Annotated in this window: 26 protein-coding genes and 4 tRNA genes; 21 read left to right on the forward strand and 9 right to left on the reverse strand. The window is 68.6% G+C overall.

From position 1 onward, the window contains the following. Positions 1–167: 167 nt before the first annotated feature. On the forward strand, positions 168–1,439 hold the full coding sequence (locus L0965_RS13075; protein WP_060959568.1) for an ammonium transporter: 1,272 nt from the start codon (positions 168–170) through the stop codon (positions 1,437–1,439). A 207-nt stretch (positions 1,440–1,646) separates the two neighbouring features. Next, positions 1,647–2,207, forward strand: coding sequence for a type II toxin-antitoxin system PemK/MazF family toxin (locus L0965_RS13080; protein ID WP_101306361.1), 561 nt, complete (start codon positions 1,647–1,649; stop codon positions 2,205–2,207). A 19-nt stretch (positions 2,208–2,226) separates the two neighbouring features. Here the strand turns inward: L0965_RS13080 and L0965_RS13085 are convergent, their stop codons facing one another. From L0965_RS13085 to L0965_RS13095, 3 genes are all read right to left on the reverse strand, one after another. Further along, on the reverse strand, positions 2,227–2,577 hold the full coding sequence (locus L0965_RS13085; protein ID WP_101306362.1) for a YnfA family protein: 351 nt from the start codon (positions 2,575–2,577) through the stop codon (positions 2,227–2,229). 4 nt (positions 2,578–2,581) lie between these two features. Next, positions 2,582–3,058, reverse strand: a complete 477-nt coding sequence (locus tag L0965_RS13090; RefSeq protein WP_101306363.1) for a hypothetical protein — start codon at positions 3,056–3,058, stop codon at positions 2,582–2,584. A gap of 78 nt (positions 3,059–3,136) precedes the next feature. Continuing rightward, positions 3,137–3,212 (reverse strand) — tRNA-Val (locus tag L0965_RS13095). 159 nt (positions 3,213–3,371) lie between these two features. Between L0965_RS13095 and L0965_RS13100 the strand changes: the two genes are divergently transcribed. From L0965_RS13100 to L0965_RS13130, 7 genes are all read left to right on the forward strand, one after another. Next, a tRNA-Gly gene (locus L0965_RS13100) sits at positions 3,372–3,444 on the forward strand. A gap of 67 nt (positions 3,445–3,511) precedes the next feature. Further along, positions 3,512–3,582, forward strand: a tRNA-Cys gene (locus tag L0965_RS13105). A 28-nt stretch (positions 3,583–3,610) separates the two neighbouring features. Then, positions 3,611–3,682: transfer RNA gene (locus L0965_RS13110), tRNA-Val, on the forward strand. Between the two features lie 126 nt (positions 3,683–3,808). Further along, positions 3,809–4,984 (forward strand): hypothetical protein, encoded by a 1,176-nt coding sequence (locus tag L0965_RS13115; RefSeq protein WP_157831615.1) that lies wholly within the window; start codon positions 3,809–3,811, stop codon positions 4,982–4,984. 35 nt (positions 4,985–5,019) lie between these two features. Beyond that, positions 5,020–5,286 carry a hypothetical protein gene (locus L0965_RS13120; protein ID WP_101306366.1) on the forward strand — a complete coding sequence of 89 codons (267 nt, stop codon included), beginning with the start codon at positions 5,020–5,022 and terminating at the stop codon, positions 5,284–5,286. Between the two features lie 113 nt (positions 5,287–5,399). Beyond that, positions 5,400–6,095: a DUF3800 domain-containing protein gene (locus tag L0965_RS13125; protein WP_198553616.1), complete on the forward strand. Its 696-nt coding sequence runs from the start codon at positions 5,400–5,402 to the stop codon at positions 6,093–6,095. 860 nt (positions 6,096–6,955) lie between these two features. After that, positions 6,956–7,639: a hypothetical protein gene (locus L0965_RS13130; RefSeq protein ID WP_101306367.1), complete on the forward strand. Its 684-nt coding sequence runs from the start codon at positions 6,956–6,958 to the stop codon at positions 7,637–7,639. 7 nt (positions 7,640–7,646) lie between these two features. Here the strand turns inward: L0965_RS13130 and L0965_RS13135 are convergent, their stop codons facing one another. Next, on the reverse strand, positions 7,647–8,069 hold the full coding sequence (locus L0965_RS13135; RefSeq protein WP_198553617.1) for a tyrosine-type recombinase/integrase: 423 nt from the start codon (positions 8,067–8,069) through the stop codon (positions 7,647–7,649). Positions 8,070–8,224: 155 nt separating this feature from the next. On the opposite strand from L0965_RS13135, the gene L0965_RS13140 reads away from it, so the two are divergent. Continuing rightward, positions 8,225–8,740, forward strand: coding sequence for a hypothetical protein (locus L0965_RS13140; RefSeq protein WP_157831616.1), 516 nt, complete (start codon positions 8,225–8,227; stop codon positions 8,738–8,740). Between the two features lie 87 nt (positions 8,741–8,827). Here L0965_RS13140 and L0965_RS13145 read toward each other — a convergent pair whose 3' ends face one another. Both L0965_RS13145 and L0965_RS13150 read right to left on the reverse strand, forming a co-directional pair. Then, complete coding sequence (locus L0965_RS13145; protein WP_101306370.1) at positions 8,828–9,091, reverse strand: hypothetical protein; 264 nt, start codon at positions 9,089–9,091, stop codon at positions 8,828–8,830. Then, complete coding sequence (locus L0965_RS13150; protein WP_101306371.1) at positions 9,084–9,332, reverse strand: hypothetical protein; 249 nt, start codon at positions 9,330–9,332, stop codon at positions 9,084–9,086. Before L0965_RS13150 ends, L0965_RS13145 begins: the two co-directional genes overlap by 8 nt. Positions 9,333–9,966: 634 nt before the next feature. Between L0965_RS13150 and L0965_RS13155 the strand changes: the two genes are divergently transcribed. From L0965_RS13155 to L0965_RS13165, 3 genes are read left to right on the forward strand one after another with little or no spacing between them, the layout of a single operon-like run. Continuing rightward, on the forward strand, positions 9,967–10,755 hold the full coding sequence (locus tag L0965_RS13155; protein WP_101306372.1) for a hypothetical protein: 789 nt from the start codon (positions 9,967–9,969) through the stop codon (positions 10,753–10,755). 16 nt (positions 10,756–10,771) lie between these two features. Then, positions 10,772–11,281, forward strand: a complete 510-nt coding sequence (locus tag L0965_RS13160) for a glycine cleavage system protein R (RefSeq protein ID WP_101306373.1) — start codon at positions 10,772–10,774, stop codon at positions 11,279–11,281. Between the two features lie 8 nt (positions 11,282–11,289). After that, positions 11,290–11,949, forward strand: a complete 660-nt coding sequence (locus L0965_RS13165; RefSeq protein WP_101306374.1) for a DNA alkylation repair protein — start codon at positions 11,290–11,292, stop codon at positions 11,947–11,949. 41 nt (positions 11,950–11,990) lie between these two features. On the opposite strand, the gene L0965_RS13170 is transcribed toward L0965_RS13165, so the two are convergent. Continuing rightward, a complete protein-coding gene (locus L0965_RS13170; protein ID WP_101306375.1) occupies positions 11,991–13,151 on the reverse strand; it encodes an SLC13 family permease in 1,161 nt (386 codons plus the stop codon). Positions 13,152–13,332: 181 nt separating this feature from the next. Here L0965_RS13170 and thrS point away from each other — a divergent pair, with 181 nt between their 5' ends. From thrS to L0965_RS13185, 3 genes are read left to right on the forward strand one after another with little or no spacing between them, the layout of a single operon-like run. Beyond that, positions 13,333–15,351: a threonine--tRNA ligase gene (thrS, locus tag L0965_RS13175; protein ID WP_101306376.1), complete on the forward strand. Its 2,019-nt coding sequence runs from the start codon at positions 13,333–13,335 to the stop codon at positions 15,349–15,351. A 13-nt stretch (positions 15,352–15,364) separates the two neighbouring features. After that, positions 15,365–15,964, forward strand: coding sequence for an HIT domain-containing protein (locus tag L0965_RS13180; RefSeq protein ID WP_101306377.1), 600 nt, complete (start codon positions 15,365–15,367; stop codon positions 15,962–15,964). A gap of 13 nt (positions 15,965–15,977) precedes the next feature. Then, positions 15,978–16,442: an SMI1/KNR4 family protein gene (locus L0965_RS13185; protein WP_232783902.1), complete on the forward strand. Its 465-nt coding sequence runs from the start codon at positions 15,978–15,980 to the stop codon at positions 16,440–16,442. A gap of 325 nt (positions 16,443–16,767) precedes the next feature. Here L0965_RS13185 and pdxY read toward each other — a convergent pair whose 3' ends face one another. Continuing rightward, on the reverse strand, positions 16,768–17,619 hold the full coding sequence (gene pdxY, locus L0965_RS13190) for a pyridoxal kinase PdxY (RefSeq protein WP_101306378.1): 852 nt from the start codon (positions 17,617–17,619) through the stop codon (positions 16,768–16,770). Positions 17,620–17,626: 7 nt separating this feature from the next. Then, positions 17,627–18,985: an aminotransferase class I/II-fold pyridoxal phosphate-dependent enzyme gene (locus tag L0965_RS13195; protein WP_101306379.1), complete on the reverse strand. Its 1,359-nt coding sequence runs from the start codon at positions 18,983–18,985 to the stop codon at positions 17,627–17,629. Positions 18,986–19,068: 83 nt separating this feature from the next. Here L0965_RS13195 and pdxS point away from each other — a divergent pair, with 83 nt between their 5' ends. From pdxS to L0965_RS13220, 5 genes are all read left to right on the forward strand, one after another. Further along, a complete protein-coding gene (gene pdxS, locus L0965_RS13200; RefSeq protein ID WP_101306380.1) occupies positions 19,069–19,959 on the forward strand; it encodes a pyridoxal 5'-phosphate synthase lyase subunit PdxS in 891 nt (296 codons plus the stop codon). Next, positions 19,953–20,555 (forward strand): pyridoxal 5'-phosphate synthase glutaminase subunit PdxT, encoded by a 603-nt coding sequence (gene pdxT / locus L0965_RS13205; RefSeq protein WP_101306381.1) that lies wholly within the window; start codon positions 19,953–19,955, stop codon positions 20,553–20,555. The genes pdxS and pdxT overlap by 7 nt, the downstream gene beginning before the upstream one ends. An 86-nt stretch (positions 20,556–20,641) precedes the next feature. Next, positions 20,642–21,406 carry a hypothetical protein gene (locus tag L0965_RS13210; protein WP_232783903.1) on the forward strand — a complete coding sequence of 255 codons (765 nt, stop codon included), beginning with the start codon at positions 20,642–20,644 and terminating at the stop codon, positions 21,404–21,406. Between the two features lie 46 nt (positions 21,407–21,452). After that, positions 21,453–21,986 (forward strand): DUF1697 domain-containing protein, encoded by a 534-nt coding sequence (locus L0965_RS13215; RefSeq protein ID WP_101306382.1) that lies wholly within the window; start codon positions 21,453–21,455, stop codon positions 21,984–21,986. Between the two features lie 34 nt (positions 21,987–22,020). After that, positions 22,021–22,779, forward strand: a complete 759-nt coding sequence (locus L0965_RS13220) for a YebC/PmpR family DNA-binding transcriptional regulator (RefSeq protein WP_060959584.1) — start codon at positions 22,021–22,023, stop codon at positions 22,777–22,779. Positions 22,780–22,833: the final 54 nt, after the last annotated feature.

Raw genomic sequence — 22,833 nt, forward strand, 5'->3', positions numbered from 1 at the left:
CGGACGAAACGTGATGTTTACGTGAGCGGCGCCCGTGTAACCGACGCGAAACACGAGACGCATGCCGTCGGAAACGGCACGCCGCGACACTGATTGCGCTGGGACGTCCCGACCCCGAAACCGCGACGACCCGGTCCGAGTTACACAACACATCAGTGAGGACCTTCATGGACAGCGGAAATCTCGCTTGGTATATCGCCGCAACGGCGCTCGTGCTCTTTATGACGCCCGGAGTGGCCTTGTTCTACGGCGGGCTCGTCAAGGCCAAGAGCGTCATCAGCATGATGATGATGAGCTTCGGCGCGATGGGACTGGTCGCCGTGCTCTGGATCCTCTACGGATTCAACATGCAGACCGCCGACTGGTGGGGCGGCATCCTGGGCAACCCCTTCTCCGACTTCGGCCTCGGCACGATGGCGACCGGTGAGGACGCGACCGTGAACCTCACGGCCGTCGCCTATGGCGCCACCTTCGCGATCATCACCGTGGCCCTCATCTCCGGCGCCATCGCCGACCGCGCCCGTTTCGGCTCGTGGATGATCTTCGCGTTCTTCTTCGCGACCATCGACTACTTCGCCGTCGCCGGCTGGGTGTGGAACACCAACGGCTGGATCTTCAACCTGGGCACGACGCTGGGCTTCTCGACCGAGGTGATCGACTACGCCGGTGGCACCGCTGTCCACATCAACGCCGGCGCGGCCGCCCTCGCCCTCGCCCTGGTCCTCGGCAAGCGCGTCGGCTTCCAGAAGGGCATCCACAAGCCCCACAACGTGCCGCTCGTGATGCTGGGAGCCGCGATCCTGTGGTTCGGCTGGTTCGGCTTCAACGCCGGCGCGGCCGCCTTCTACGCCGCTCCCGAGGGCACCACGGGTGACATCCTGAGCGGTATCGCCGGTGTCGGCTCGCCCGCGGGCCTCATCGTCCTCAACACGCTCGGCGCGACCGCTGCCGCCATCCTCGGCTGGGCGATCGTCGAGAAGCTCAAGGACGGCAAGCCCACGGCTGTCGGCGCCGCCTCCGGTGCCGTCGCGGGTCTCGTCGCGATCACCCCCTCCTGCGCCAACCTCGCTCCCGGTTGGGCCCTGCTGCTCGGTATCATCGCCGGTGCCGTCTGCGCCCTGGCCGTCGAGCTCAAGTGGCGCCTCGGGTTCGACGACTCGCTCGACGTGGTCGGCGTCCACCTGGTCGGCGGTCTGATCGGAACCCTGTTCCTCGGCTTCTTCGCGACCGGCACGGGCCTGTTCCTCGGCGGCAACGCCGAGCAGCTCATCCTGCAGGCGATCGCCGCGGTCACCGTGCTGATCTTCTCCTTCGTCGTCGCCTACGTGCTCGGCTTCATCATCGAGAAGACGATCGGCTTCCGCGTCAAGAACGAGGACGAGGTCGCCGGCATCGACACCGCCGTCCACGGTGAAGAGGGCTACGCGCTCGTCGACTGACGCTCCCGCGTCACCAGCCCGAAGGGGCGTCGGATCTCCCGGTCCGGCGCCCCTTCGGCGTGCACGCACACTCGCGGTGCGCCAGCCGCTACGCGTTGTACCAGCCGCCACGGGACGGACCGCCCGCGGGGTAGCGGCTCGCACGCGGGATAGCGGTTCGGAGATCAGCGGGGTGGGGGAGGGGAGCGTGGTTGGTAGCGTGTGTCCATGACGGAGCGCCAGCGGAACGGATCCCTGACGGCACTGCTGCGCGGCGTCGTCGGCCTCTTCAGCCGCAATGGGTCGCGGCGGGCGGCGCCCTCGTCCCGGTCGGCGGGAGCACCCACCCCGCCGTCCTCGCCGGGACGCGAGGGGGAGACCGCGACGCGCGAGGTGCGCCCTCCCGCCCGTGGCGGGCTGCGCATCACCTACAGCCCGCGGCGCGACGGTGCGCCGGATGCGGGGGAGGTCGTCTGGACCTGGGTGCCCTATGAGGAGAACGACGGTCGGGGCAAGGACCGCCCTGTGCTCGTGATCGGTCGCCACGGCGCCGACCGCGTCTACGCCGTGCGGCTCACCAGCAAGTCGCACGACGGCGACCGCGACTACCTGTCGATCGGGCCGGGCGCGTGGGACGCGCAGGGCCGACCCTCGTGGGTCGACATCGAGCAGCTGTACAGCGTGCACGTGCGCGGCATGCGACGTGAAGCGGCGACACTCGACCGTCGCCGCTTCGCCGGGGTGGCCGCGGCGCTGCAGCAGCGGTACGGCTGGAGCAGCGACCTGTAGCGGAGGCGATCGCCCGCGATCACTCCGAGACGGTGCGCTGCACGACCGGCGCGAAGATGATGATGGCCGCCCCCAGCAGCGCCACCCCCGAGCCGACGTAGTCCCAGATGGTCGGCTTGAAGCCGTCGATGACGATGCCCCAGGCGAGCGAGCCCGCCACGAACACACCGCCGTACGCCGCCAGCACGCGTCCGAAGTGCGCGTCGGGTTGGAAGGCCGCGACGAAACCGTAGGCCCCGAGCGCGAGCACACCGAGCAGCGCGAAAAGCCAGCCCTTGTTCTCCCGCACCGACTGCCAGATGAGCCAGGCGCCGCCGATCTCCGCGACCGCGGCGAGCAGGAAGAGGACGATGATGCGCGCCGTGGTCATGGCGTCAGTCTGCCAGCGCCCGATGTCGGGGGTGTTTCCCGCCGCCGGAGCCCACTCGTCGCGGTTCCGGTGCCAGGAACGGCCGTGGCCAGGCACCGAGCGCGAGCACTGCGAGCACCGTCTGGACGAGGCCGGTCGAGAAATAGATGCCGTGGAGGGGCGACCAGACGAGCAGCATCGCGATCTCCACGAAGATCCAGATCATCATCACGAGCCCGGATGCGGCGTGCAGTCCCCACGCGACGGCGAGATGCCGTCGCTGCGCGGCCAGGGCGAGCGCCTGCGCCCCGCCGACGACGAATCCGAGGATGAGGGCGGGCCAGACCCACGAGGTGAACGGGGTGCGCTCGAGCCACTCCGGCGGCATCCCGACGCTGTCGCCGCCCACGACCGTGAGCAGAAGAAGCCCGATGACGGCGGACACCAGGTTGAACCAGGCCACGATGAGCAGGGACAGCCGGATCGCGCGGGGAACCCTCATGGGCGCGACCCTACCGGCACACCGGCGACCGAGCATCCGCGCATGGCCGTGAAATGACCCGAGGGAGAGGGAGGTGGATGGTGGGCGATACCAGACTCGAACTGATGACCTCTTCCGTGTGAAGGAAGCGCGCTACCAACTGCGCCAATCGCCCATGGCCCGTGCGGGCCGAGATCCGATGTTACCGGATGCGGGCCCCAGGCACGAATCCGTCAGCGCCCGGATGCCGAGACACGCGCGGGCTGCGCCCGGTTTTGCGATGGCGGATTAGTGGGCTAAAGTCGATCAAGTTCCCGGGGCAACCAGGGAGCACGCGGATGTAGCGCAGTTGGTAGCGCATCACCTTGCCAAGGTGAGGGTCGCGAGTTCGAGTCTCGTCATCCGCTCGAGTGCAGGGATCTCTTTTCGAAGTGATCACGGCACGTGGGGTCAAACCACACGGTTAATCCACACGGTGGCGTGGCCGAGCGGCTAGGCACCGGCCTGCAAAGCCGTTTACACGGGTTCGAATCCCGTCGCCACCTCGCCTCATAACTGAACATGCCTGTACAGGCGCGATTGGCGCAGCGGTAGCGCGCTTCCCTGACACGGAAGAGGTCACTGGTTCGATCCCAGTATCGCGCACAAGAACAACCCCGGTCAGCCGGGGTTTTTTTGTGCCCGGATGCGGGCCGGGCAACATCTGGGCAACATCGATCGGCGAGCCCGGGCAATAGTGCAACTGCTCCGCTGTGTGACTAGAACCACAGTATGACCAGGGAAAAGTCCACGGCCCCGGCCGAAACAACACAGGATCTCGCACGCTCCGCAGAAACTTCCTCGATCGCCCTCGGGCCCGGGGGAGAGACGGCTGAGTACGTGTTCGTCACGCCCGAGCTAGCGGCGCAGTGGCTAGCACGCAACATCGACCGCAACCGCAACGTGAAGAAGAGCCGCATCAACGGATACGTACGTGACATCCAGTCCGGAAACTGGGTGCTCACGGGCGAGGCGATCAAGTTCGACACCGACGGTCGGCTCATCGACGGGCAGAACCGATGTCACGCGATCGTGTCCGCCGGCTGCGGCGCATGGGTACTCGTCGTACGGGGGATCAGCCAGGAGGCTCTTGTCGTGTTGGACTCTGGGTCTGCTCGGAACACGGGGGACATGCTCGTCATCACCGGCCTGTCGGAGCGTGCGGATGCGAAGGACGTCGGTGCGATCGCTCGCTTGCATGTCGCGTGGAAGAAGGGCGACGTGAAGCACGCGGCATCCCACATCGGTGGGAGCGCGCAGCTGACGAAGACGGAGATGGCCGAAGCGGTCATGGGCATCCCGGACATCGACTTCGCCGCACGGTTCGCGCGCAACGTCTACCGGTACATACGCCTGCCCGTCAGCGCACTCGGGGTCGCGTTCCTCGAGTTCTCCGCGATCGACATGGACGACACCGCAGAGTTCTTCAACCGCATCCGCGACGGCATCCAGACGGGCCCTGGAGACCCCTTCCTGACACTTTCCCGCCGCGTGGCGTCCGACTTAGGCCGGCGCTTCCCGACGCATCCTGCCGGGGCAGGCGCTGTTCTACCTGTTCCGCACATGGAACGCGTACCGCGGGGGAGAGAACCTCCTCAAGCTCCAGATCGGTTCTCCGCAGTCCGGAATCGCACCCGTTCCCGTGCCGCGCTAGCGGAGAGACCTCGTCGACGCTTACGAGCACCCATGTCAGCGGCACCGCGCGGAACACGATGCGGAACAGTATCCCCGCGGGGCTCTACGGCTCCGTGGCGACCGCAGCGTCGGCGGTGCTCTCGGGCCCACCCCGGGCGCTTCGATCGACGTCAGCGCGTTCGCGTCGTTCCCGGAGGCCTACACGGTGCCGTCTGTGAGCGTGTCCGGCTCGATCCTGTTCCTCCGCTGACCAATGTCGGCGAAAGCCCATAGCCTGAGCACGCCGCCATCCAACCGAAGGGAACACAGTGTTCGAAGCTGAGCAGGCCAAGGCGCTCATCACATCTCTCAAGGACATGACCGCACAGCTCGAGAAGATCGCTGCCGAGGAGCTGGAGCTGCACCGGCAAGTCAACCCGGGCGGTGGGCCGACGCCCATCTCGCCAGACGCTGTGGCCATCCTGTCCGCGCGTATGCAGATCGTCACTCTCAACAAGGCCGTGATGACGATCGGTACGACGCTCACCGAGATCCTGCAAGACCGGATCGCGGAGCGAGACATGGGTCTCGACTAATCGCACCCGCCACGTGAGAGCGCTGTTCCGATCCTCGGGCACGGTGGCAGTTGGCGCGGGCGCCATCACGCTGTGAAAGGTCGGTGGGGGGAGGCATCGTTTAGGGTGGGCGCGTGCTCTTCGCCTTCATAGACGAGTCCTACACTCAGGACCGCTACTACGTCGCCGCCCTCGTCATCAGCGTCGACGACATCGGGCAGATGGGCGACGCCCTCAAGGAGGCCGCCGCGTACGCCGCAGGCTTCGGAATCGAGAAGGGCACCGAGTTCCACGGGCACCGCATCATGGCTGGTCGCGATGGCTGGGAGCCCATCAGGAACAAGCACCGCGCCGCCGGCCAGATCTACCGGCACGCTCTCACCAGGCTCGCCACACTCCCCGCGGTCGTCTACATCCAAGGGGTGGATGTCGCACGACTCAATGCCCGATACGCATACCCCGACCCGCCGCACCTTGTCTGCCTCAGACATGTGCTCGAAGACGTCAACACGTACGCCGCGAGCAAGGGCGAGGAGGTCATCGTGATCTGCGACCAGGTCACCGACCAGGAAGCACACTCGCGCCGCTTCGGCATCTACCAGAAGATCGGCACACCGGGCTACCGACCCAGCAAGCTCGCCCGGATCGAGCAGATGATGTTCGCCGACTCATCTGCGTCACCCGGATTGCAGTTCATCGACCTGGCCGTCTACCTCTACCGGCGGCGGGACGCCCACCAGACCCAGGACGCGCGCGCGGTGAAGCTCGTCGACATGTTGTGGTGGGCTCTCCGCCCTATCGTCGCGAAGCACCGCCGATGGGACCCCTGACGCACGAAAGCCCCACATGCGTGGGGCTCTCGGCGAACAACGCTCCGGGATCCGGCTCGTCGTACTCGCAATGTAGCATCCACCGCTGACAGTCAGCTAGACGCGCGCCGCGATGCGATCGTGAAGACCATGCCAAGCCCTGCCACACCACGCGAACACGCCGTCGCGATGATCGCTCACCACATCGCTGAAGCCCTCCTGATCGCGCTAGAAGCCCCCCAAGGCGCCATCCGAGCCCGTGGCGGCACCGACGCCGCCACCGCCCACGCAGCGGGCGCCAGGTGCGCTCCTGACGTCGCGGACAAGCTCGGCGTCGCGGTCCAGACGACCTACCCGTGGCGGACGATGTGACCCGTCTACGGACCGCAGCCGTTCAGGGTCGGCAAATACCTGCGCTGGAAGCCCGAGGTCGTGGAGGCGTGGATCGCGGAGCAGAAGGAGGGGTGATCCGCGCCGCTACCGGGCGTGGTGCACAGGCTCATCAGAGGCTCAGGCTGGCGGAAAGTGCACTCATCGACCCCGCATTTACCCCGCACATATGCTGGTATCGGCGGGAAAGGGCGGATACCCCTCGGCCACGTTCCTCTGGCGCTTGCGCGCAAGCCGAAACCCCGCAGATACCCCTGATCATGCACGGTGCGCAATTACAAGTACGGTGCGCTACCAATTGCGCCAAGCCGGAAAGGCCCGGAAATCCGGGCCAAATCGGGGTGTCTACGGAATACGAGGGTATGTCACCCCGCACATTTATCTCTACTCTCCCACCGTTCGAGGAGCCAGCCCGGAGTCTATCCTTCGATCCCGCGGATCTCGCTCGACTGCCAGGATCGCTATGATCGCGCCATGAAGGCACTGCGAGCATGAACGAGCCCGTGGAGAATCCGTTCCCATCCTTCGAGGACGTCGTGTGGTCGTTCCTGCAGTTGGCCGGAGTACCGTTCTTGGTACTGGTGCCCGCGATGCTCGTGCTGTGGATACTCGACTGGATTCACACAGCACGCCGCGTCACATCCGGCGCGGCAATGGTCGCGTCTTCGACGCGGCGTGGCTTCGACGCCCTCAACGCGCGCGCCGCCTTCCGTGTCAGCATTTTGGTCGCTCTGCAAAGCGCCGCCGTAGCGTGCATCTACGGCGCTGTCGCCTGGCTCACGGCCATGGGCCCCCGCTCCACTTCGGGGAGACCGACCTTCGAGGAACTCGTCGACCAGGTGCTCGGCGACCCCGCAGCGCAGAAGGCGGCGTTCACGATTCTTTGGTTGTCAGTCGGCTTGGCTCTCGCGTTCGATGGCGCGATGGCGAGCCGCAATACGACGGCGATCAAGATCACCGGCGTGGCGTGCGTGGTCCTGATGTACGGCTTAGGCCTTCTCGGACTCGGTGGCGTCGTTCTAGGAGCATTCGGCTTACTCGCGTACGGGATGCCCCCTGATCACACAACGGCCATGTGGATCGGCCTCGCTGTTCTTGCTGCGATCGGGGTCCCCGCCGCTATCGCTTCTGATTACCAAGTGAAACGAGTCTTCCCTCAGCACGCGCGAGCGTGAGTAGGTGTCACTTATTCGCCATCTTGCGCAATACCTCATCGAGTGCTCTCGCCGCCGCCGTGCCGCCCACCGGCTTGCTCATGTAGACGTTCATCGTCAACGACGGGTCCGCGTGGCCGAGATACTCAGCGATCGCGCGAGCCGAAAGACCGGCCTGATCGAGCGCGGTCGCGACGGTCTTGCGGAACGAGTGGAAGGTATACTCACCCAGCTCGAGCCGCTCCCGCGCCGCCCGCCACTCGTTCGCCGTGTTGCGACGATCCCTGCGCTTGAGGAACGGCGTCGGGAACACCGGCCCGTCGCGACGCTCCCGGCGCACCAGAGTCACGACCGCGGCCGCGGCCGCGGCGAGCACGTTCGCGAGAGCTGCGAGGCTCGTCGCGGTTGCTACGAGGCCGGCCACGGTGGCCCACTGATCGAGACTGTCCACCCAGTGAATCCATCGGGGCTCGGTCGTCTGGTCCGCTCCGTCCCGCGTCGCACAACACCTGTGGTCGTCCCATCCGGGGGCCGGTCCTTCAGGTCAGACAATCCTCCATGCCTGCACCGTAGGGCGGTGTCGGGAGTGGCATGCAGACTGTCCACATGCCGAACACGGATGCCAGCAGCACCCTCTACTTCGCCATCAAGAGCTTGCGCGGGTGGTACGAAGTCCTCCAGGGCGCTGAGAACAGCATGATGCCCGGCTTCAGACGGAACGTGGGGACCGTCGTGTCCTCCGTCCTTCTTGCAAGCGGTGAAGAGGTATCTCCCGTTGCCGTGACCGGTTCCCTGGATGACAGCTTCTCCGGAACGCTCCTGGTCGTCTACCCGAATTTTCTTGTCATGGTAGATGCGCTTCGTCTTGAATCCGATAGCGCGAGTCACGTCACAAAGTTGTGCCCGGTGGCGAGCGCATCTGCCATCGTCATCGAAACCAAGCACTCGTACTACGACGGAACCGAAGAGCATCCACGCCACAAGGGCTTCGTGTTCAGTGTCGTGCTTGGCGGACAGCGGATTCAGATCGGCGGCTCCGCCTATCCCCGGCAGTCGCCTTTGGTCGAGGACAGTGCGATCTACGAGGCGTTCAAGGTCGTCAGGGACCGCATCACGGCTTAGAACAGCGTCAGCCGGTGTCGTCGCTCTGACCTAAGGCACCGCACCCGCTCAGTCCGCGACTCGATCTGATTAATGAAGCAAGGCCATTCAGCGATCTCGCCATCGCTCCCATCGCTCTACGACGAAAGCGGTGTCATCCTCCGTCCACGCGGGGATCGTGATGCCTTGTGATTCGAGATCCTTACGCGCCTTCTCGTGCTCGAGTTGAGCCTCTAGCGACGACCGCGGCCGATACACTTCCCGGATCGAATCTGTCATCTGCTGATGAACCCGCGAGATGACGGACAGCTCGAACCCGTCGAGCACTCCTCCATCCTGCAGCCCGGCGATCTCAAGCAGAAGATCACGCACCGGCCCCTCCGGATGCGCGGGTGATGAACTCTCCGGTTGCGACGGGGTAGATGCGGTCGTCGACGTTGGAGGGTGCGCCGGGGATGATTCCGCCGGCTACGCGTCCGTCTCGCAGCCCTCCGTAGACGCGGTCGCCGACGACGACCTGGTCGGTGGTGAGTTTGAGAGTGATGGTGCGGCCGTCGTAGGCGCGGATGAACGTGTCGATGGTGGTGCGGGCGGCGGCGGTTCCGGCGATCATCTTCTACTGGATGTCGGAGGGGATGCCGAGATCTGGTCGGCGAGGGCTTGGGCGGCGTCGGCGTTGTAGCCGAGACGAGGGCGTTCTAACTGTTCTCGAGCGTCGCACGGTAACCGTCGGTGTTGCCGTCGAGGGCAAACTGCGCGTCGGCGGCATCCTGCGCTTACTCGGCGAGGGCGACGAGGAGGGCCGTGTTGTCGCGTCCGGCTGAGGTGGATTCGTCGAGGGTCGCAATGTACCCGCAAGTCCGTAGGAACGTCGTGCCGCGAAGCTGCTGTGCGACAAGGGCGACAACCTCGGTATGCGCGAGATCCCGCCGATAGTGAGCACACCTGGGGCCATAAGGGCGGCCCCACAAGGAGCGATCCCAAAGGCCCTCAAGCGCAAGAAGCAGTGACGGGGAGTTGCCTCTCCCACCGCAGACGAAAAAGGCGGGACGTTTGCATCTGACGTCCCGCCTTGCGCAGTCCATCTCGGGAGATGGTGCTGCGATTGTGATGGTCCCCAGACCGTTCACCTCCTCACCGTAACCACACGCGATCACAGACGACGCTTTGGGATCCGGCGTGGCGCCGTCGCGCTCCGCCGATGATTTCTTGGTGCCGTCTTGGTGCGATGTCGTCAAACTCGGGTCGTGCCCCCCACGCAAGCCCAGACCGATCAGACGTCTGACCCCGTTCCGCCGCGGTCGCGGGTTCCCGTACCGACCGCCGCCTTCTGGGCCGCCAAAGCGGCATCGACGGCGCTGGGGGAGGCGGTCTCCGACTACTCCATCCGCATCATGCCGCCCGAGGTCGCCGTGCTCCTCGGCTTCGCGTTCTTCGTGGGCGCCGTCGGTTTCCAGCTCACGCGCCACCGGTACCGTCCGCGTGCCTACTGGCTCGCCGTCGCCGCGGTCGGCGTTTTCGGCACGATGGCCGCCGACGTCATGCACGTGGCCCTGGGGGTGCCCTACCCCGTCGCCGCGACGGCCTACGCCGTCGCCCTCGCGATCGTGTTCGTGCTGTGGCGACGTGTCGAAGGAACCGTGTCGGTGCATCAGATCACGACCACCCGCCGCGAGTTGTTCTACTGGGCCGCGGTGGTCGGCACCTTCGCGCTCGGGACCGCGGTGGGAGACTTCACGGCCGTGGGACTCGGCATCGGCTACGTCGGCTCGATCGCCCTGTTCACGGTCGCGATCGCGGTGATCGCCGCGGGCCACCGGTGGGGCCGTTGGCCCGCGGTGCCGGCGTTCTGGGCCGCCTACGTCCTGACGCGTCCCTGGGGCGCGTCCGTCGCGGATGCCCTCGCGAAGCCGATCGCCGAGGGCGGGGCGGGCCTGGGGTCGGGGTGGGTGGCGCTCGCCTTGACGCTGCTCCTGATCGTCCTGGTGGAATCGATGCGCCGCCGCGGAGCGACGCTCACACCCGCCGTGGCCTGAGCATTAGGCTCGCGGCATGGCCCACCTCGTGCTCACCGTCGTCGGCGACGACCGCGCCGGTCTCGTCAGCGCCCTCGCCCACACCGTCGCGGACCACGGTGGCAACTGGGAGCAGAGCGAGCTCGCCGAACTAGCGGGCGCGTTCGCCGGCATCGTGCTCGTGTCGGTGCCCGACGACCAGCAGCAGTCCCTCATCACGGCGCTGAACGGCCTCGACGGCCTGCTGCGGATCACGACCCACGACGCACCGTCACCGACGTCGATCGCGACACCGCACGCCGTCTCGTTCACGGTCCTCGGCAACGACCGCCCCGGGATCGTCCGCGACGTCACCGCCGCCATCGCGGCCCACGCCCTGAGTATCGACACCTTCCGCAGCCGTACGCTCGACGCCCCCATGGCGGGCGGCAGCCTGTTCGAGGCGACCGTCACCGTCAGCCTGCCGGCCGATGCGGATGCCGGTGCCCTCACGAGCGCCCTCGAAGCACTCGCCGGTGAGATCCAGGTCGATCTCACCGTCGGCTGACGCCGGAGATGGACGAGCTCACCGACGCGATCCGCGCCGATCTGCGGCTCGCCGCCGACCCCGCGCGCGCCGCCGGCCAGCAGGCCTACATGAAGTCGGCGATGCCGTTCCTCGGCGTGCGGGTGCCCGCCGCGAGGCGGCTCGTACACGCCCGCGCGCGCGGCATCCGCGACGGCGTCGTGCTGCAGGAGACCGCGCTCACCCTCTGGGACGGCGCGCAGTTCCGCGAGGAGCGGTATGCCGCGCTGGCCCTGCTCGCGCTGCGACCGGTGAAGGGCGACCTCGCGATCGTCCCGCTGATCGCGCACATGGTGCGGACGGGTCAGTGGTGGGACATCACGGACGAGCTCGCGCACCGCGTCGCGGACCTGCTCGACGCCCACCCCGCGGAGGCGACCCTGCTCGTGCGCGGCTGGAGCGTCGACGACGACCTGTGGATGCGGCGGCTCGCGATCATCGCGCAGCTCGGCCGACGCGACCGTCTCGACCTCGATCTGCTCACCGATGTCATCGAGCAGAACGCCGACGATCCGGAGTTCTTCATCCGCAAGGCGATCGGGTGGGCGCTGCGCGATGCCGCGCGCACGAGACCCGACGAGGCGCGCGCGTTCGTCGCCGCACACCGTCTGAGCCCCCTCAGCGCCCGAGAGGCCCTCAAGAACCTCTGAGCCCGCCTGCCCACGATCCGACCGGGTCTCCCGCGCCGGACTCAGCGCAGCGCGAGCGGGAGGACGGCCAGCGCCACCGTGACCGGGGCGACGACGAGCCCCAGCAGGATGTAGCGCTTCCACGGCACATCGACGCCCACGGCGTGCAACCGTTCGTGCCACAGCAGCGTCGCCAGCGATGCCCAAGGCGTGATGAGCGGTCCCGCGTTCACGCCGATCAGCAGAGCCGCCAGACGCACGGGGGAGCCCGCCGCCGACTCGAGCGCGAGGTACGCCGGCAGATTGTTGACGACGTTCGCACCCAGGAGCCCGACGCCCGCGACCTGCCACAGCGAGACGAGATCCTCACCCGTTCCGGTCGCCGCGGCCAGCAGCGCCCCCGACCCGAGCGCCTCGGCGGCACCGACCGCCAGGAAGAGCCCCGAGGCGAACACGACCAGCTGCCACGGGACCAGAGCCCACCGCAGCACACGCGGCGAGCGCCAGGCGAAGACGACCGACAGCACGACGGCGGCGCCGAGCGCCGGCATCCACGGCGGGATGCCGATGACCAGCAGCGGCAACATGACGACGAGCACCACGCCGGAGATGCGCAGCAGGGCCGGGTCGGCGACGCGCGGCGGCCGCGCGGGGGTGAACCGACCGCGCAGGTCGCGGCGATTCGTCAGCCACAGGAGCACGACCGTGACGACGGTGGCGATGACCGCCGACGGGCCGAGCAGCACGAGGAAACCGAGGGCGTCGAGATCGCCCAGTCGGTGCGCGGCAAGGAGGTTGGTGAGGTTCGACACGGGCAGGAACAGCGACGCCGTGTTCGCCAGCCACACCGTCGCGAACGCGAACGGCATCGGCGACAGTCCGTTCGCGCGCGCCACCGCGACGACCACCGGCGTCAACAGCACCGCGGTGGTGTCGAGCGACAGGAAGGCGGTCACGACCGCCGCGAACGCGACGACCATCAGCCACAGGACGATCACGCGCCCCCGTGACAGGCGCGCCAGCCGGGCCGCGGCGGCGTCGAAGACACCGGCCTGCGCCGCGAGCTCGGCCACGACCGTGACTGCCACGACGAAGAGCAGGATCGGCCAGACCCGATCGCCGATCTCGAGGGCGGCCTCCGGTGGCAGCACCCCGAACACGACGGCGGCGCCGCCCAGGAGCAGCAGCACCGCTCCGACCACGGCAAGCATCACGGCATCCATCATGGACCCTCATCGAGCGGTCCGGTGCGGCGATAGACTGCACACATGGAACAGAGCCGGATCAGCGCCTTCGCGACCGGCACCCGAACGCCCGGTGCACGAACGATCTGGGCCTGAGCGGGCAGGGCGCGCGGCGCCCGAAGCTGAGCATCCCATCCGATCCATCTTCTGGAGACCTTCCTTGACTGACGTCTCACCCGCGGCGGCCGTGACCTACCCCGCCGACGGCTTCACCCTGTTCCCCGACCGCTCCGTCGTCGCTCTGCGCGTCAACGGCGACCTCAAAGACCTCGCGACGGTCGTCACGGCCGCCGACGAGGTCGAGCCGGTCCTCGTCGACAGCCCCGACGGCCTGTCGATCCTGCGCCACTCGACCGCGCACGTCATGGCTCAGGCCGTGCAGCGCATCAAGCCGCAGTCCAACCTCGGCATCGGCCCGCCCATCACCGACGGCTTCTACTTCGACTTCGGCAACGTCGACCCCTTCACTCCCGACGACCTCAAGGCCATCAAGAAGGAGATGGAGCGCATCGTCCGCGAGAACCAGCGGTTCGTGCGCCGCGTGGTCGACGAGGCCGAGGCGCGCGAGCTGATGGCCGACGAGCCGTTCAAGCTCGAGCTCATCTCGCTCGCCGGCGGTCCGGGCTCGGGTGCCGACGCCGCCGAGGGCGCGTCGGCCGAGATCGGCGCCGGCGAGCTCACGGTCTACGAGAACGTGAACCGCGACGGCGAGGTGGCCTGGCGCGACCTGTGCCGCGGTCCGCACGTTCCCGGTACCCGCTACGTGTCCAACGGCTGGGATCTCACCCGCGTGGCCGGTGCATACTGGCGCGGCAGCGAGAAGAACCCGCAGCTGCAGCGCATCTACGGCACCGCGTGGCCCACGAAGGACGAGCTGCGCGCCTACCAGCAGCGTCTGGAAGAGGCGGCCAAGCGCGACCACCGCAAGCTCGGCAAGGAGCTCGACCTCTTCTCGTTCCCCGACGAGATCGGCCCCGGCCTCAGCGTGTTCCATCCCAAGGGCGGCATCATCCGCTACGAGATCGAGCGCTACATGCGCGAGCGTCTGCTCGCGAGCGGCTACGAGGTCGTCAACACCCCGCACATCACCAAGGGCGACCTGTTCATGACCAGCGGACACCTGCAGTGGTACGCCGACGGCATGTACCCGCCCATGGTGCTCGACGAGGTCGTGGATGCCGACGGCCACGTCAGCCGCGAGGGCCAGGAGTACTACCTGAAGCCCATGAACTGCCCGTTCCACAACCTGATCTTCCGCTCGCGCGGCCGCTCGTACCGCGAGCTGCCGCTGCGGTTGAGCGAGTTCGGGTCGGTGTACCGCTACGAGAAGAGCGGCACCCTCTCCGGCCTCACGCGCGTGCGCGGCATGACCCAGGACGACACCCACATCTACGTGACGGCCGACCAAGTCAAGGGCGAGCTCACCCACAGCCTCGACTTCGTGCTCCAGACGCTCCGCGACTACGGTCTCAACGACTTCTACCTGGAGCTGTCGACGAAGGAAGACGGCAACCCGAAGTTTATCGGCGCCGACGAGCTCTGGACCGAGGCGACCGAGACCCTGCGCGAGGTGGCCGAGGCATCCGGGCTCGAGCTCGTGCCCGACCCGGGCGGCGCCGCGTTCTACGGACCGAAGATCTCCGTGCAGGCGCGCGATGCCATCGGGCGCACCTGGCAGATGTCGACCATCCAGCTCGACTTCAACCAGCCCGAGCGCTTCGAGCTCGAGTACACCGGACCCGACGGCGAGAAGCACCGCCCGGTGATGATCCACCGCGCGCTCTTCGGCTCGGTCGAGCGGTTCTTCGCGATCCTCCTGGAGCACTACGCCGGCGCGTTCCCCGTGTGGCTCGCACCCGTGCAGGTCGTCGGCATCCCCGTCGCGGACGACTTCGCGCCGTACCTCGACGACATCGTCGCGCGCCTGCGGGCCGCCGGCGTACGCGCCGAGGTGGATCACTCCGACGACCGGATGCCGAAGAAGATCCGCACGCACACCACCCAGAAGGTGCCGCTGCAGCTGATCGCGGGGGAGCAGGACCGCTCCGCCGGCACGGTCTCGTTCCGCTTCCGCGACGGGTCGCAGACCAACGGCATCCCCGTCGACGAGGCGATCGACAAGATCGTCGCCGCGATCTCGGGCAAGCTGCTCGTGAACACCGCGGCGGACCTCGCATGAGAGGGTCCGGTCGTTGAGCGAGCCGGAGGCGACCCCCCGGTCGTCGAGCGAGCCGGGGGCGAGTCGAAACGCAGACGCCTCTCTCGAGGAGGCGAGCGCCTTCGCCGGCGTCCCCGACGGCTTCCAGCGGCTCTGGACGCCGCACCGCATGGCCTACATCAACACGGGCGCCGACGCCCTCCGCGGATCGGGGTGCCCGTTCTGCGCGGCGCCGCAGAAGTCGGATGCCGACGGCCTCATCGTGCACCGGGGCGTCACGTCGTACGTGCTGCTGAACCTGTTCCCCTACAACTCCGGCCACATGCTCGTGTGCCCGTACCGCCACATCGCGACGTACGACCAGGCGACCGCGGAGGAGGTCGCCGAGATCGGCGCGCTCACCCAGGTGGGCATGCGGGTGCTGCGCGAGGTCTCGCGCTGCGACGGCTTCAACATCGGGATGAACCAGGGTGCCGTCGCGGGTGCCGGTGTCGACGAGCACCTGCACCAGCACATCGTGCCGCGGTGGGCGTCCGATGCGAACTTCTTCCCGATCATCGCGCGCACCAAGGCCCTGCCCCAGTTGCTCGGCGAGGTGCGCGAAGCCGTCGCCTCAGCCTGGCCGCACGCGTGAGGACAGTGCCGTCGTGGTGAGCGTCGGAGGGCCTGACGACGGCGCCGAGCCCCTGGCCGTCGACGAGAGCCGGCTCCGGGCGCTGCCGGCATCCACTGTCGAGCTCAGCGGCGACATCACCGCGTTCGATGTCGCCCGCGCCGTCACCGAGACGCGGGAGCGGCAGGATCCGCTGTACTGGGTGGACCTCGAGGTCGCCGCGGGATGGGTGATCGTCGGCGACAACGGCCAGGGCGACGAATGGTGGCTCGGGCCGCGCGGCGACGTCTGGTTCTTCGATCACGTCGACGGCGAGAGGGCCGTGTCGCGCTTCGCGCCGATGCACCTCTCGATCACGGAGTGGCTGATGGTGGGGCACGTGCTCGCGTCGTTCGAGGCGGCTGACGAGACGAGCGACACCGCCGTGGAGCGCACCCGCGCCGCACTGGAGGCGATCTCGCCCGAGCTCAGCGCACGCTGGCCGTACGACCTGTTCTGACGGGGTGGGGGCGTTTCGACTCGCTGCGCTCGCTCAACGACCGGGAGCGCGGGCGAGGCGCGTTTCGACTCGCTGCGCTCACTCAACGACCGGAAACGCGGCGAGGGGCGTTTCGCTCGCTCAACGACCGGAAGCGCGGGTGCAGCGCGTTTCGACTCGCTGCGCTCGCTCAACCACCGGGAACGCCGGCGAGGCGCGTTTCGACTCGCTGCGCTCGCTCAACGACCGGAAACGTCTCGACTCGCTGCGCCCGCTCAACGACCGGGGGCGAGGGGAGTCCCGGTCGTTGAGCGAGGCGCGCAGCGCCGAGTCGAAACGCCGAACCTCAGCGCACCTGCGTCACGGGGAACTGCAGCCGCGGGTGGGCGTAGAACTCTTGCGCCTCCACGAGCTGGAGCTCGCGCGCACCGGCGTCGAACGTCGTCTGAAGCAGGTCATACACGCTCGACACGGTCTTCGCGAGGGCATCCGCGGCATCCCCGCTCGCCCGGTAGTGGGCCGTGAACAGCGCCGCCGTGACATCGCCCGACCCGTTCGCCTTCATCGGGATGCGCGGCGTCTGCACGATCCACGCGCCGTCGTCGGTCACGGCGAGCATCTCGATCGTGCCCTCCGGCGCGTCGGGGCGCTCGACCGAGGTCACGAGCACGGTGCGCGGCCCCATCGCGCGCGCGGCGTCGGCCGACGCGAGGGTCGAGGCGAGGTCGCCCGGCTCGGTCTGCGTGAGGAAGCCGAGCTCGAACTGGTTGGGCGTGATGATGTCGGCCGCCGGCACGACGCGCTCGCGCAGCAGGATCGGGATGGCGGGGGCGACGAAGCAGCCGCTCTTCGCATTGCCCATCACCGGATCGCACGCGTAGATCGCCGCCGGGTTCGCGGACTTCACGCGCGCGACCGCGTCGAGGATGACGTCGGCGATGCCCTCCCCACCCTGGTAGCCGCTGAGAACGACGTCGATCTCCCCGAGGACGCCCCGCTCCTCGATCCCGGTGATGACGTCGCGGACGTCGTCGGGCGAGATGAGCGGTCCGCGCCAGGCTCCGTAGCCGGTGTGGTTGGAGAAGTTCACCGTGTACACCGGCAGCACCTCGACGCCGATGCGCTGCAAAGGGAACACGGCGGCCGAATTGCCGACGTGTCCGTACGCGACGGCGGACTGGATGGAGAGGATCTTCATCGGGCGATCATCCTGCTTTCGAAGTCATGGCTGCGGCGGGGATCGCCGCGGCCAGGTCGGTGGCCAGACGCGCGAGATCGGCGTCGGACAGGTCGTGCACCGTGAGGCGCAGATGGCGGGCGGCGTGGGCGTTCTCGAGCACGAACTCGTCGCCCGGACGCGCCAGCCAGCCGCGGCGCATGAGCTGCTCGGATGCCGCGCGTGCCGGCACCGGCAGCGGCACCCAAAGGCTCAGCCCGTCACCGGCCGACACCGGCACGCCGTGCGCGGTCAGCGCCGCCGCGGCGGCGGCGTTGCGCGCCGCGTAGTGGGCGGATGCCGCGGCCACCGCGGCGACGGCATCCGCGTCGGTGAGCTGCTCCAGCGCGAGCCGCTGCAGCAGATGACTGACCCACGTGGCGCCCGGGTTGAGACGCTCCGCGAGCCGATCGGCGGTGTCGAGGTCGGAGGCGACGACCGCGAGGCACATGTCGGGGCCCAGGAACTTCGAGACGGAGCGGATGAGCGCCCAGCGGTGATGGCCGGGAGCGATCACCGAGTGGAACGGCCGCGAGGACAGCAGCGAGAAGTGGTCGTCCTCGATCACGAGCACGTACGGGTGGTCTGCGAGCAGGGCGCGGAGGGCCGCGGCGCGCTCGGCCGTTAGGCTGGCGCCGGTCGGGTTCTGGGCGCGCGGCGTGAGCAGCACGGCGCGCACCCCGGCATCCAGCGCGGCGCGGAGGCCGTCGACGGTCATGCCCTCGTCGTCGACCGGAACCGCGACCGGGCGGTAGCCGCCGAGACGGACGGTGTTCAGGCTCGCGAGGAAGCAGGGGTCTTCGAGGGCGACGGCGTCGTCGCGGGTGAGCGTCTGCGCGAGCAGGCGCTCGATCGCATCGGAGGCGCCGCCGGTGATCGTCAGCCGCAGGGCCCGGTCGTCGCCGACGGCGTCGCGCATCCACGCCTCGGCCCAGGCGGCGAGATCGCGGTCGATGACGGGCTCTCCGTACAGCACCGGCCGGCCGGCGATGCGCCCGAGAGCCGGGCGGAGGTCGGGGATCAGCGCGGGGTCGGGGTTGCCCGCCGCGAGGTCGCGGAGCACGGTGCCCCGCGCGAAGCCCTCCTGCGCGACCGGGGTGCGTTCCGCGACGCGCGTGCCGGCGCGGCCGCGCGCTTCGAGCAGGCCCGCCTGGGTGAGGAGGCGGTAGGCCGCCACCACGGTGTTGCGGTTGACGCCGAGCTCATCGGCGAGCGCTCGCACCGGTGGCAGCGGCGCACCGGGGGAGAGGACGCCGCGCTCGACGTGCTGGCGCACGCTGTCGGCGATCTCGGTGGCGGTGGCGCCGACGATGCGGACCTCTGTGATCGATCCGCGGGGGCTGGTCACACCGTGAAGTCTATGTGACAGATCATGCTACGTTTTGGCCTAGGCCAATATCCGGCATCCGAACCCTCCCGAAGGAGCCCGCCGTGTCCACTCCCGTCACCGGATCGTCCCGCGTCAAGCGGGGACTCGCCGAGATGCTCAAGGGCGGCGTCATCATGGACGTCGTCACCCCCGATCAGGCGAAGATCGCCGAGGATGCCGGGGCCGTCGCGGTCATGGCACTCGAGCGCGTGCCCGCCGACATCCGCGCCCAGGGCGGCGTGTCGCGGATGAGCGACCCCGACATGATCGACGGCATCATCGAGGCGGTCTCGATCCCGGTCATGGCGAAGGCCCGTATCGGCCACTTCGTGGAGGCGCAGGTTCTCCAGGAGCTCGGCGTCGACTACATCGACGAGTCCGAGGTGCTCTCTCCCGCCGACTACGTCAACCACATCGACAAGTGGGACTTCACCGTCCCCTTCGTCTGCGGCGCCACCAACCTCGGCGAGGCCCTCCGGCGCATCACCGAGGGTGCGGCGATGATCCGCTCCAAGGGCGAGGCCGGCACCGGCGACGTCTCCGAGGCGATGAAGCACATCCGCAAGATCCGCGGCGAGATCGCCGCGCTCGGGGCGCTGTCGCGCGACGAGCTCTACGTCGCCGCCAAGGAGCTGCAGGCCCCCTACGAGCTGGTCGCCGAGATCGCGGAGACCGGGACGCTCCCGGTGGTCCTGTTCGTCGCCGGCGGCGTCGCCACGCCCGCGGATGCCGCGATGATGATGCAGCTGGGCGCCGACGGCGTGTTCGTCGGCTCGGGCATCTTCAAGAGCGGCAACCCGGCCGCCCGGGCCGCCGCGATCGTGAAGGCGACCACCTTCTTCGACGACGCGGCCGTCATCGCCGACGTGTCCCGGGGCCTGGGCGAGGCGATGGTCGGCATCAACGTCTCCGATCTCCCGGCGCCGCACCGCCTCGCCGAGCGCGGATGGTGACGACGGGGATGCCGCGAGTCGGCGTCCTCGCCCTCCAGGGCGACGTCCGCGAGCACGTCCGGAGCCTCGAGACGCTGGGCGCGGAGGTGGTCGCGGTGCGCCGACCCGCCGAGCTGGCCGCCGTCTCCGGGCTGGTCATCCCGGGCGGCGAGTCCAGCGTGATCGACAAGCTGGCGCGCACCTTCGGCCTGCAGCAGCCGATCCGCGCCGCGATCGCGGACGGGATGCCGGTGTACGGCACGTGCGCAGGGCTCATCCTGCTGGCGGATCGCATCACCGACGGCATCCGTGGACAGGAAACCTTCGGCGGACTCGACGTCACCGTGCAGCGCAACGCGTTCGGGTCGCAGGTCGACTCCTTCGAGACGGAGCTCGCGGTCGCGGGATTCGATGAGCCGGTCTCGGCCACCTTCATCCGCGCACCGCGGGTGGTGGAGACCGGACCGGACGTCGAGGTGCTGGCCTCGCTGCCGGACGGGGCGGTCGTCGCCGTGCGCCAGGGGGCGCTGCTCGGCACCGCCTTCCATCCCGAGATGTCGGGGGAGACGCGCTTCCACGCGCTGTTGCTCGACCTCGTCGCCGCCCGCGCGCGCTGAGCGGATGCTGCGACCCGCAGAGGCGGCTGCGTAGGATCGCACCATGGCACGACGCGCATCGCGGATGATCGGAAGCGCGGTGGCGGGTGCGGCCTCGGTCGTCCTCCTCGCGGGATGCGCGGCCCCCCGAGAACCCGGCGGACGCGGCCGCGCGCGATGCGGTCGCATGGCTCGTCGGGGAGATCTCACCCCGGCAGGCCTCCGACATCGACGGATGGGCGCGGCTGGCCACGGAGGCCACCGGCGACCGGAGCACGATCACCATCATCGGCATCACGCCGCAGACCGCGCCGGAGCCGATCGACCCGCTCGGCACGCTGTCCTTCCGCGTCGAGATGACCGCACGCAGCACCGATATGTGGTCCACCGACACCGTGTCGAGCACGTCGTGCTACGCCGTCGACTTCACGAGGTACGGCGCCGTCGCTCACGAGCGGCCGTGGGGCGCTCCCAGCCCGGTCCGCACGATCGACTGCCCCGACGGAGCGACGGCCGTGACGGCGCCACCCGACACCTCCCCGGTGTTCGTGGTCCCCGAGGAGGCGGCCGACGCGATCCTCGCCGTGGTCGGCGACGCTTCTGCGACGGCCTCGACGAGCGAGCTGGAGAGCGCGATCCTGGCCCGACTCACCCCGCCCACCGGCCCCTACGAGCACCTCGCCCCGCTCGAGGTCGTGCGGACCGCCGACGGCGCGCTCGGAGCCTCGATGGGCACCGAGAGCAGATGCGTGCTCGTGCGCCGCGTGGATGGCGTGTCCGAGCGGGTGTACGCGCCGCGCGTGTACCTGCAGCCGGGCGAGCTCGGCTGCCGCGGAACGACCGCGCTCAGCGACCTGCGCCCGCCCCACTGACCGTCCTCGAGCATGTGGTGTCGGTGCGGCGGGCTAACGTGGCGGCATGACGACCTGGGTGGCGCTGCTTCGCGGCGTGAACGTCAACGGCATCACGATCCGCAGCGCGGACCTGGCCGCGCTGCTGCGCCGGCTCGGATTCGACGACGTGAAGACGGTGCTCGCCAGCGGCAACGCCCGCTTCTCGACCGACGTTGACGTCACGGGACGGGCCGAGCTCAAGGCGCGGATCGAGGCCGCTCTGCGGGAGCAGTTCGACTACGACGCGTGGATCGTACTCATCACGCTCGACGAGCTGGAAGCCGCGACGACCACGTACCCATTCGACGCCGACGACGAGCGCCGACAGCCCTACGTCGTCTTCTGCAGCGAGCTGGCGGTGCGCGATGCGCTGGTGGATGCCGCGGCATCCCTCGACCCTGCAGAAGACCCCACGCAGCCCGGATTCGGCGTCGTCTACTGGAGCCCCGAGAAGGGACGCACGCTGGACACGCCGTTCGGCAGGCTGCTCGGCCGGTCCGAGTACAAGCCCACGACCACGACGCGCAACCTGCGCACACTCGTCAAGATCCTGCGCTGAGAAGCAGCGTTGTCGCCTGAGTAAACTGGAGATCATGTCCGGACACTCCAAATGGGCCACGACCAAGCACAAGAAGGCGGTCATCGACTCCCGCCGCGCCAAGTCGTGGGCGAAGCTCATCAAGAACATCGAAGTCGCCGCCAAGCTCGGCGGCCCGGACCTCCAGGGCAACCCGACCCTCTTCGATGCGGTCCTGAAAGCCAAGAAGACGTCCGTTCCGAAGGACAACATCGACCGCGCGATCAAGCGCGGCGCCGGCATCGGCGGCGAGTCGGTCGAGTACTCCTCGATCATGTACGAGGGCTACGGCCCGAACGGCGTCGCGCTGATGATCGAGTGTCTGACCGACAACAAGAACCGCGCCGCCGCGGAGGTGCGCACCGCGCTCAGCCGCAACGGCGGCACGCTCGCCGACCCCGGCTCGGTCGCCTACAACTTCACCCGCAAGGGCGTCATCGTGGTCTCCGAGGAAGGCACGAGCGAGGACGACGTGATGCTCGCGGCCCTCGAGGCCGGCGCCGAGGAGATCGAGCCGCACGCTCAGGGCTTCGAGGTCATCACCGAGGCCTCCGACCTCGTGGCGGTGCGCTCCGCGCTGACGGATGCCGGCATCGAGTACGAGTCGGCCGACGTGGAGTTCGTGCCGAACCTCAAGGTCGAGATCGACGCGGAGACCGCGCGCAAGATCTTCCGCCTGATCGACGCCCTCGAGGACAGCGACGACGTGCAGAACGTCTTCAGCAACTTCGACCTCAGCGCCGAGGTGCAGGCCGAGCTCGAGAACGACGAGTAGACCACGTTTCGACTCGCTCCGCTCGCTCAACGACCGGGGGCGATTCGCTCCGCT

It is taken from the genome of Microbacterium sp. NFH-22A-Y (genome assembly GCF_021401375.1).
In the GTDB taxonomy this organism is placed as follows: Bacteria; Actinomycetota; Actinomycetes; order Actinomycetales; family Microbacteriaceae; genus Microbacterium; species Microbacterium hominis.

What these genes read in the sequence shown, in the direction of transcription:
- L0965_RS13170 (WP_101306375.1), bottom strand. Translation starts at nt 13,151, where the DNA reads ATGGATGCCGTGATGCTTGCCGTGGTCGGAGCGGTGCTGCTGCTCCTG.
- L0965_RS13215 (WP_101306382.1), top strand. Translation starts at nt 21,453, where the DNA reads ATGACGACCTGGGTGGCGCTGCTTCGCGGCGTGAACGTCAACGGCATC.
- L0965_RS13165 (WP_101306374.1), top strand. Translation starts at nt 11,290, where the DNA reads ATGGACGAGCTCACCGACGCGATCCGCGCCGATCTGCGGCTCGCCGCC.
- L0965_RS13085 (WP_101306362.1), bottom strand. Translation starts at nt 2,577, where the DNA reads ATGACCACGGCGCGCATCATCGTCCTCTTCCTGCTCGCCGCGGTCGCG.
- pdxY (WP_101306378.1), bottom strand. Translation starts at nt 17,619, where the DNA reads ATGAAGATCCTCTCCATCCAGTCCGCCGTCGCGTACGGACACGTCGGC.
- pdxT (WP_101306381.1), top strand. Translation starts at nt 19,953, where the DNA reads ATGGTGACGACGGGGATGCCGCGAGTCGGCGTCCTCGCCCTCCAGGGC.
- L0965_RS13220 (WP_060959584.1), top strand. Translation starts at nt 22,021, where the DNA reads ATGTCCGGACACTCCAAATGGGCCACGACCAAGCACAAGAAGGCGGTC.
- L0965_RS13090 (WP_101306363.1), bottom strand. Translation starts at nt 3,058, where the DNA reads ATGAGGGTTCCCCGCGCGATCCGGCTGTCCCTGCTCATCGTGGCCTGG.
- L0965_RS13075 (WP_060959568.1), top strand. Translation starts at nt 168, where the DNA reads ATGGACAGCGGAAATCTCGCTTGGTATATCGCCGCAACGGCGCTCGTG.
- L0965_RS13115 (WP_157831615.1), top strand. Translation starts at nt 3,809, where the DNA reads ATGACCAGGGAAAAGTCCACGGCCCCGGCCGAAACAACACAGGATCTC.
- L0965_RS13080 (WP_101306361.1), top strand. Translation starts at nt 1,647, where the DNA reads ATGACGGAGCGCCAGCGGAACGGATCCCTGACGGCACTGCTGCGCGGC.
- L0965_RS13160 (WP_101306373.1), top strand. Translation starts at nt 10,772, where the DNA reads ATGGCCCACCTCGTGCTCACCGTCGTCGGCGACGACCGCGCCGGTCTC.
- L0965_RS13140 (WP_157831616.1), top strand. Translation starts at nt 8,225, where the DNA reads ATGCCGAACACGGATGCCAGCAGCACCCTCTACTTCGCCATCAAGAGC.
- L0965_RS13150 (WP_101306371.1), bottom strand. Translation starts at nt 9,332, where the DNA reads ATGATCGCCGGAACCGCCGCCGCCCGCACCACCATCGACACGTTCATC.
- L0965_RS13130 (WP_101306367.1), top strand. Translation starts at nt 6,956, where the DNA reads ATGAACGAGCCCGTGGAGAATCCGTTCCCATCCTTCGAGGACGTCGTG.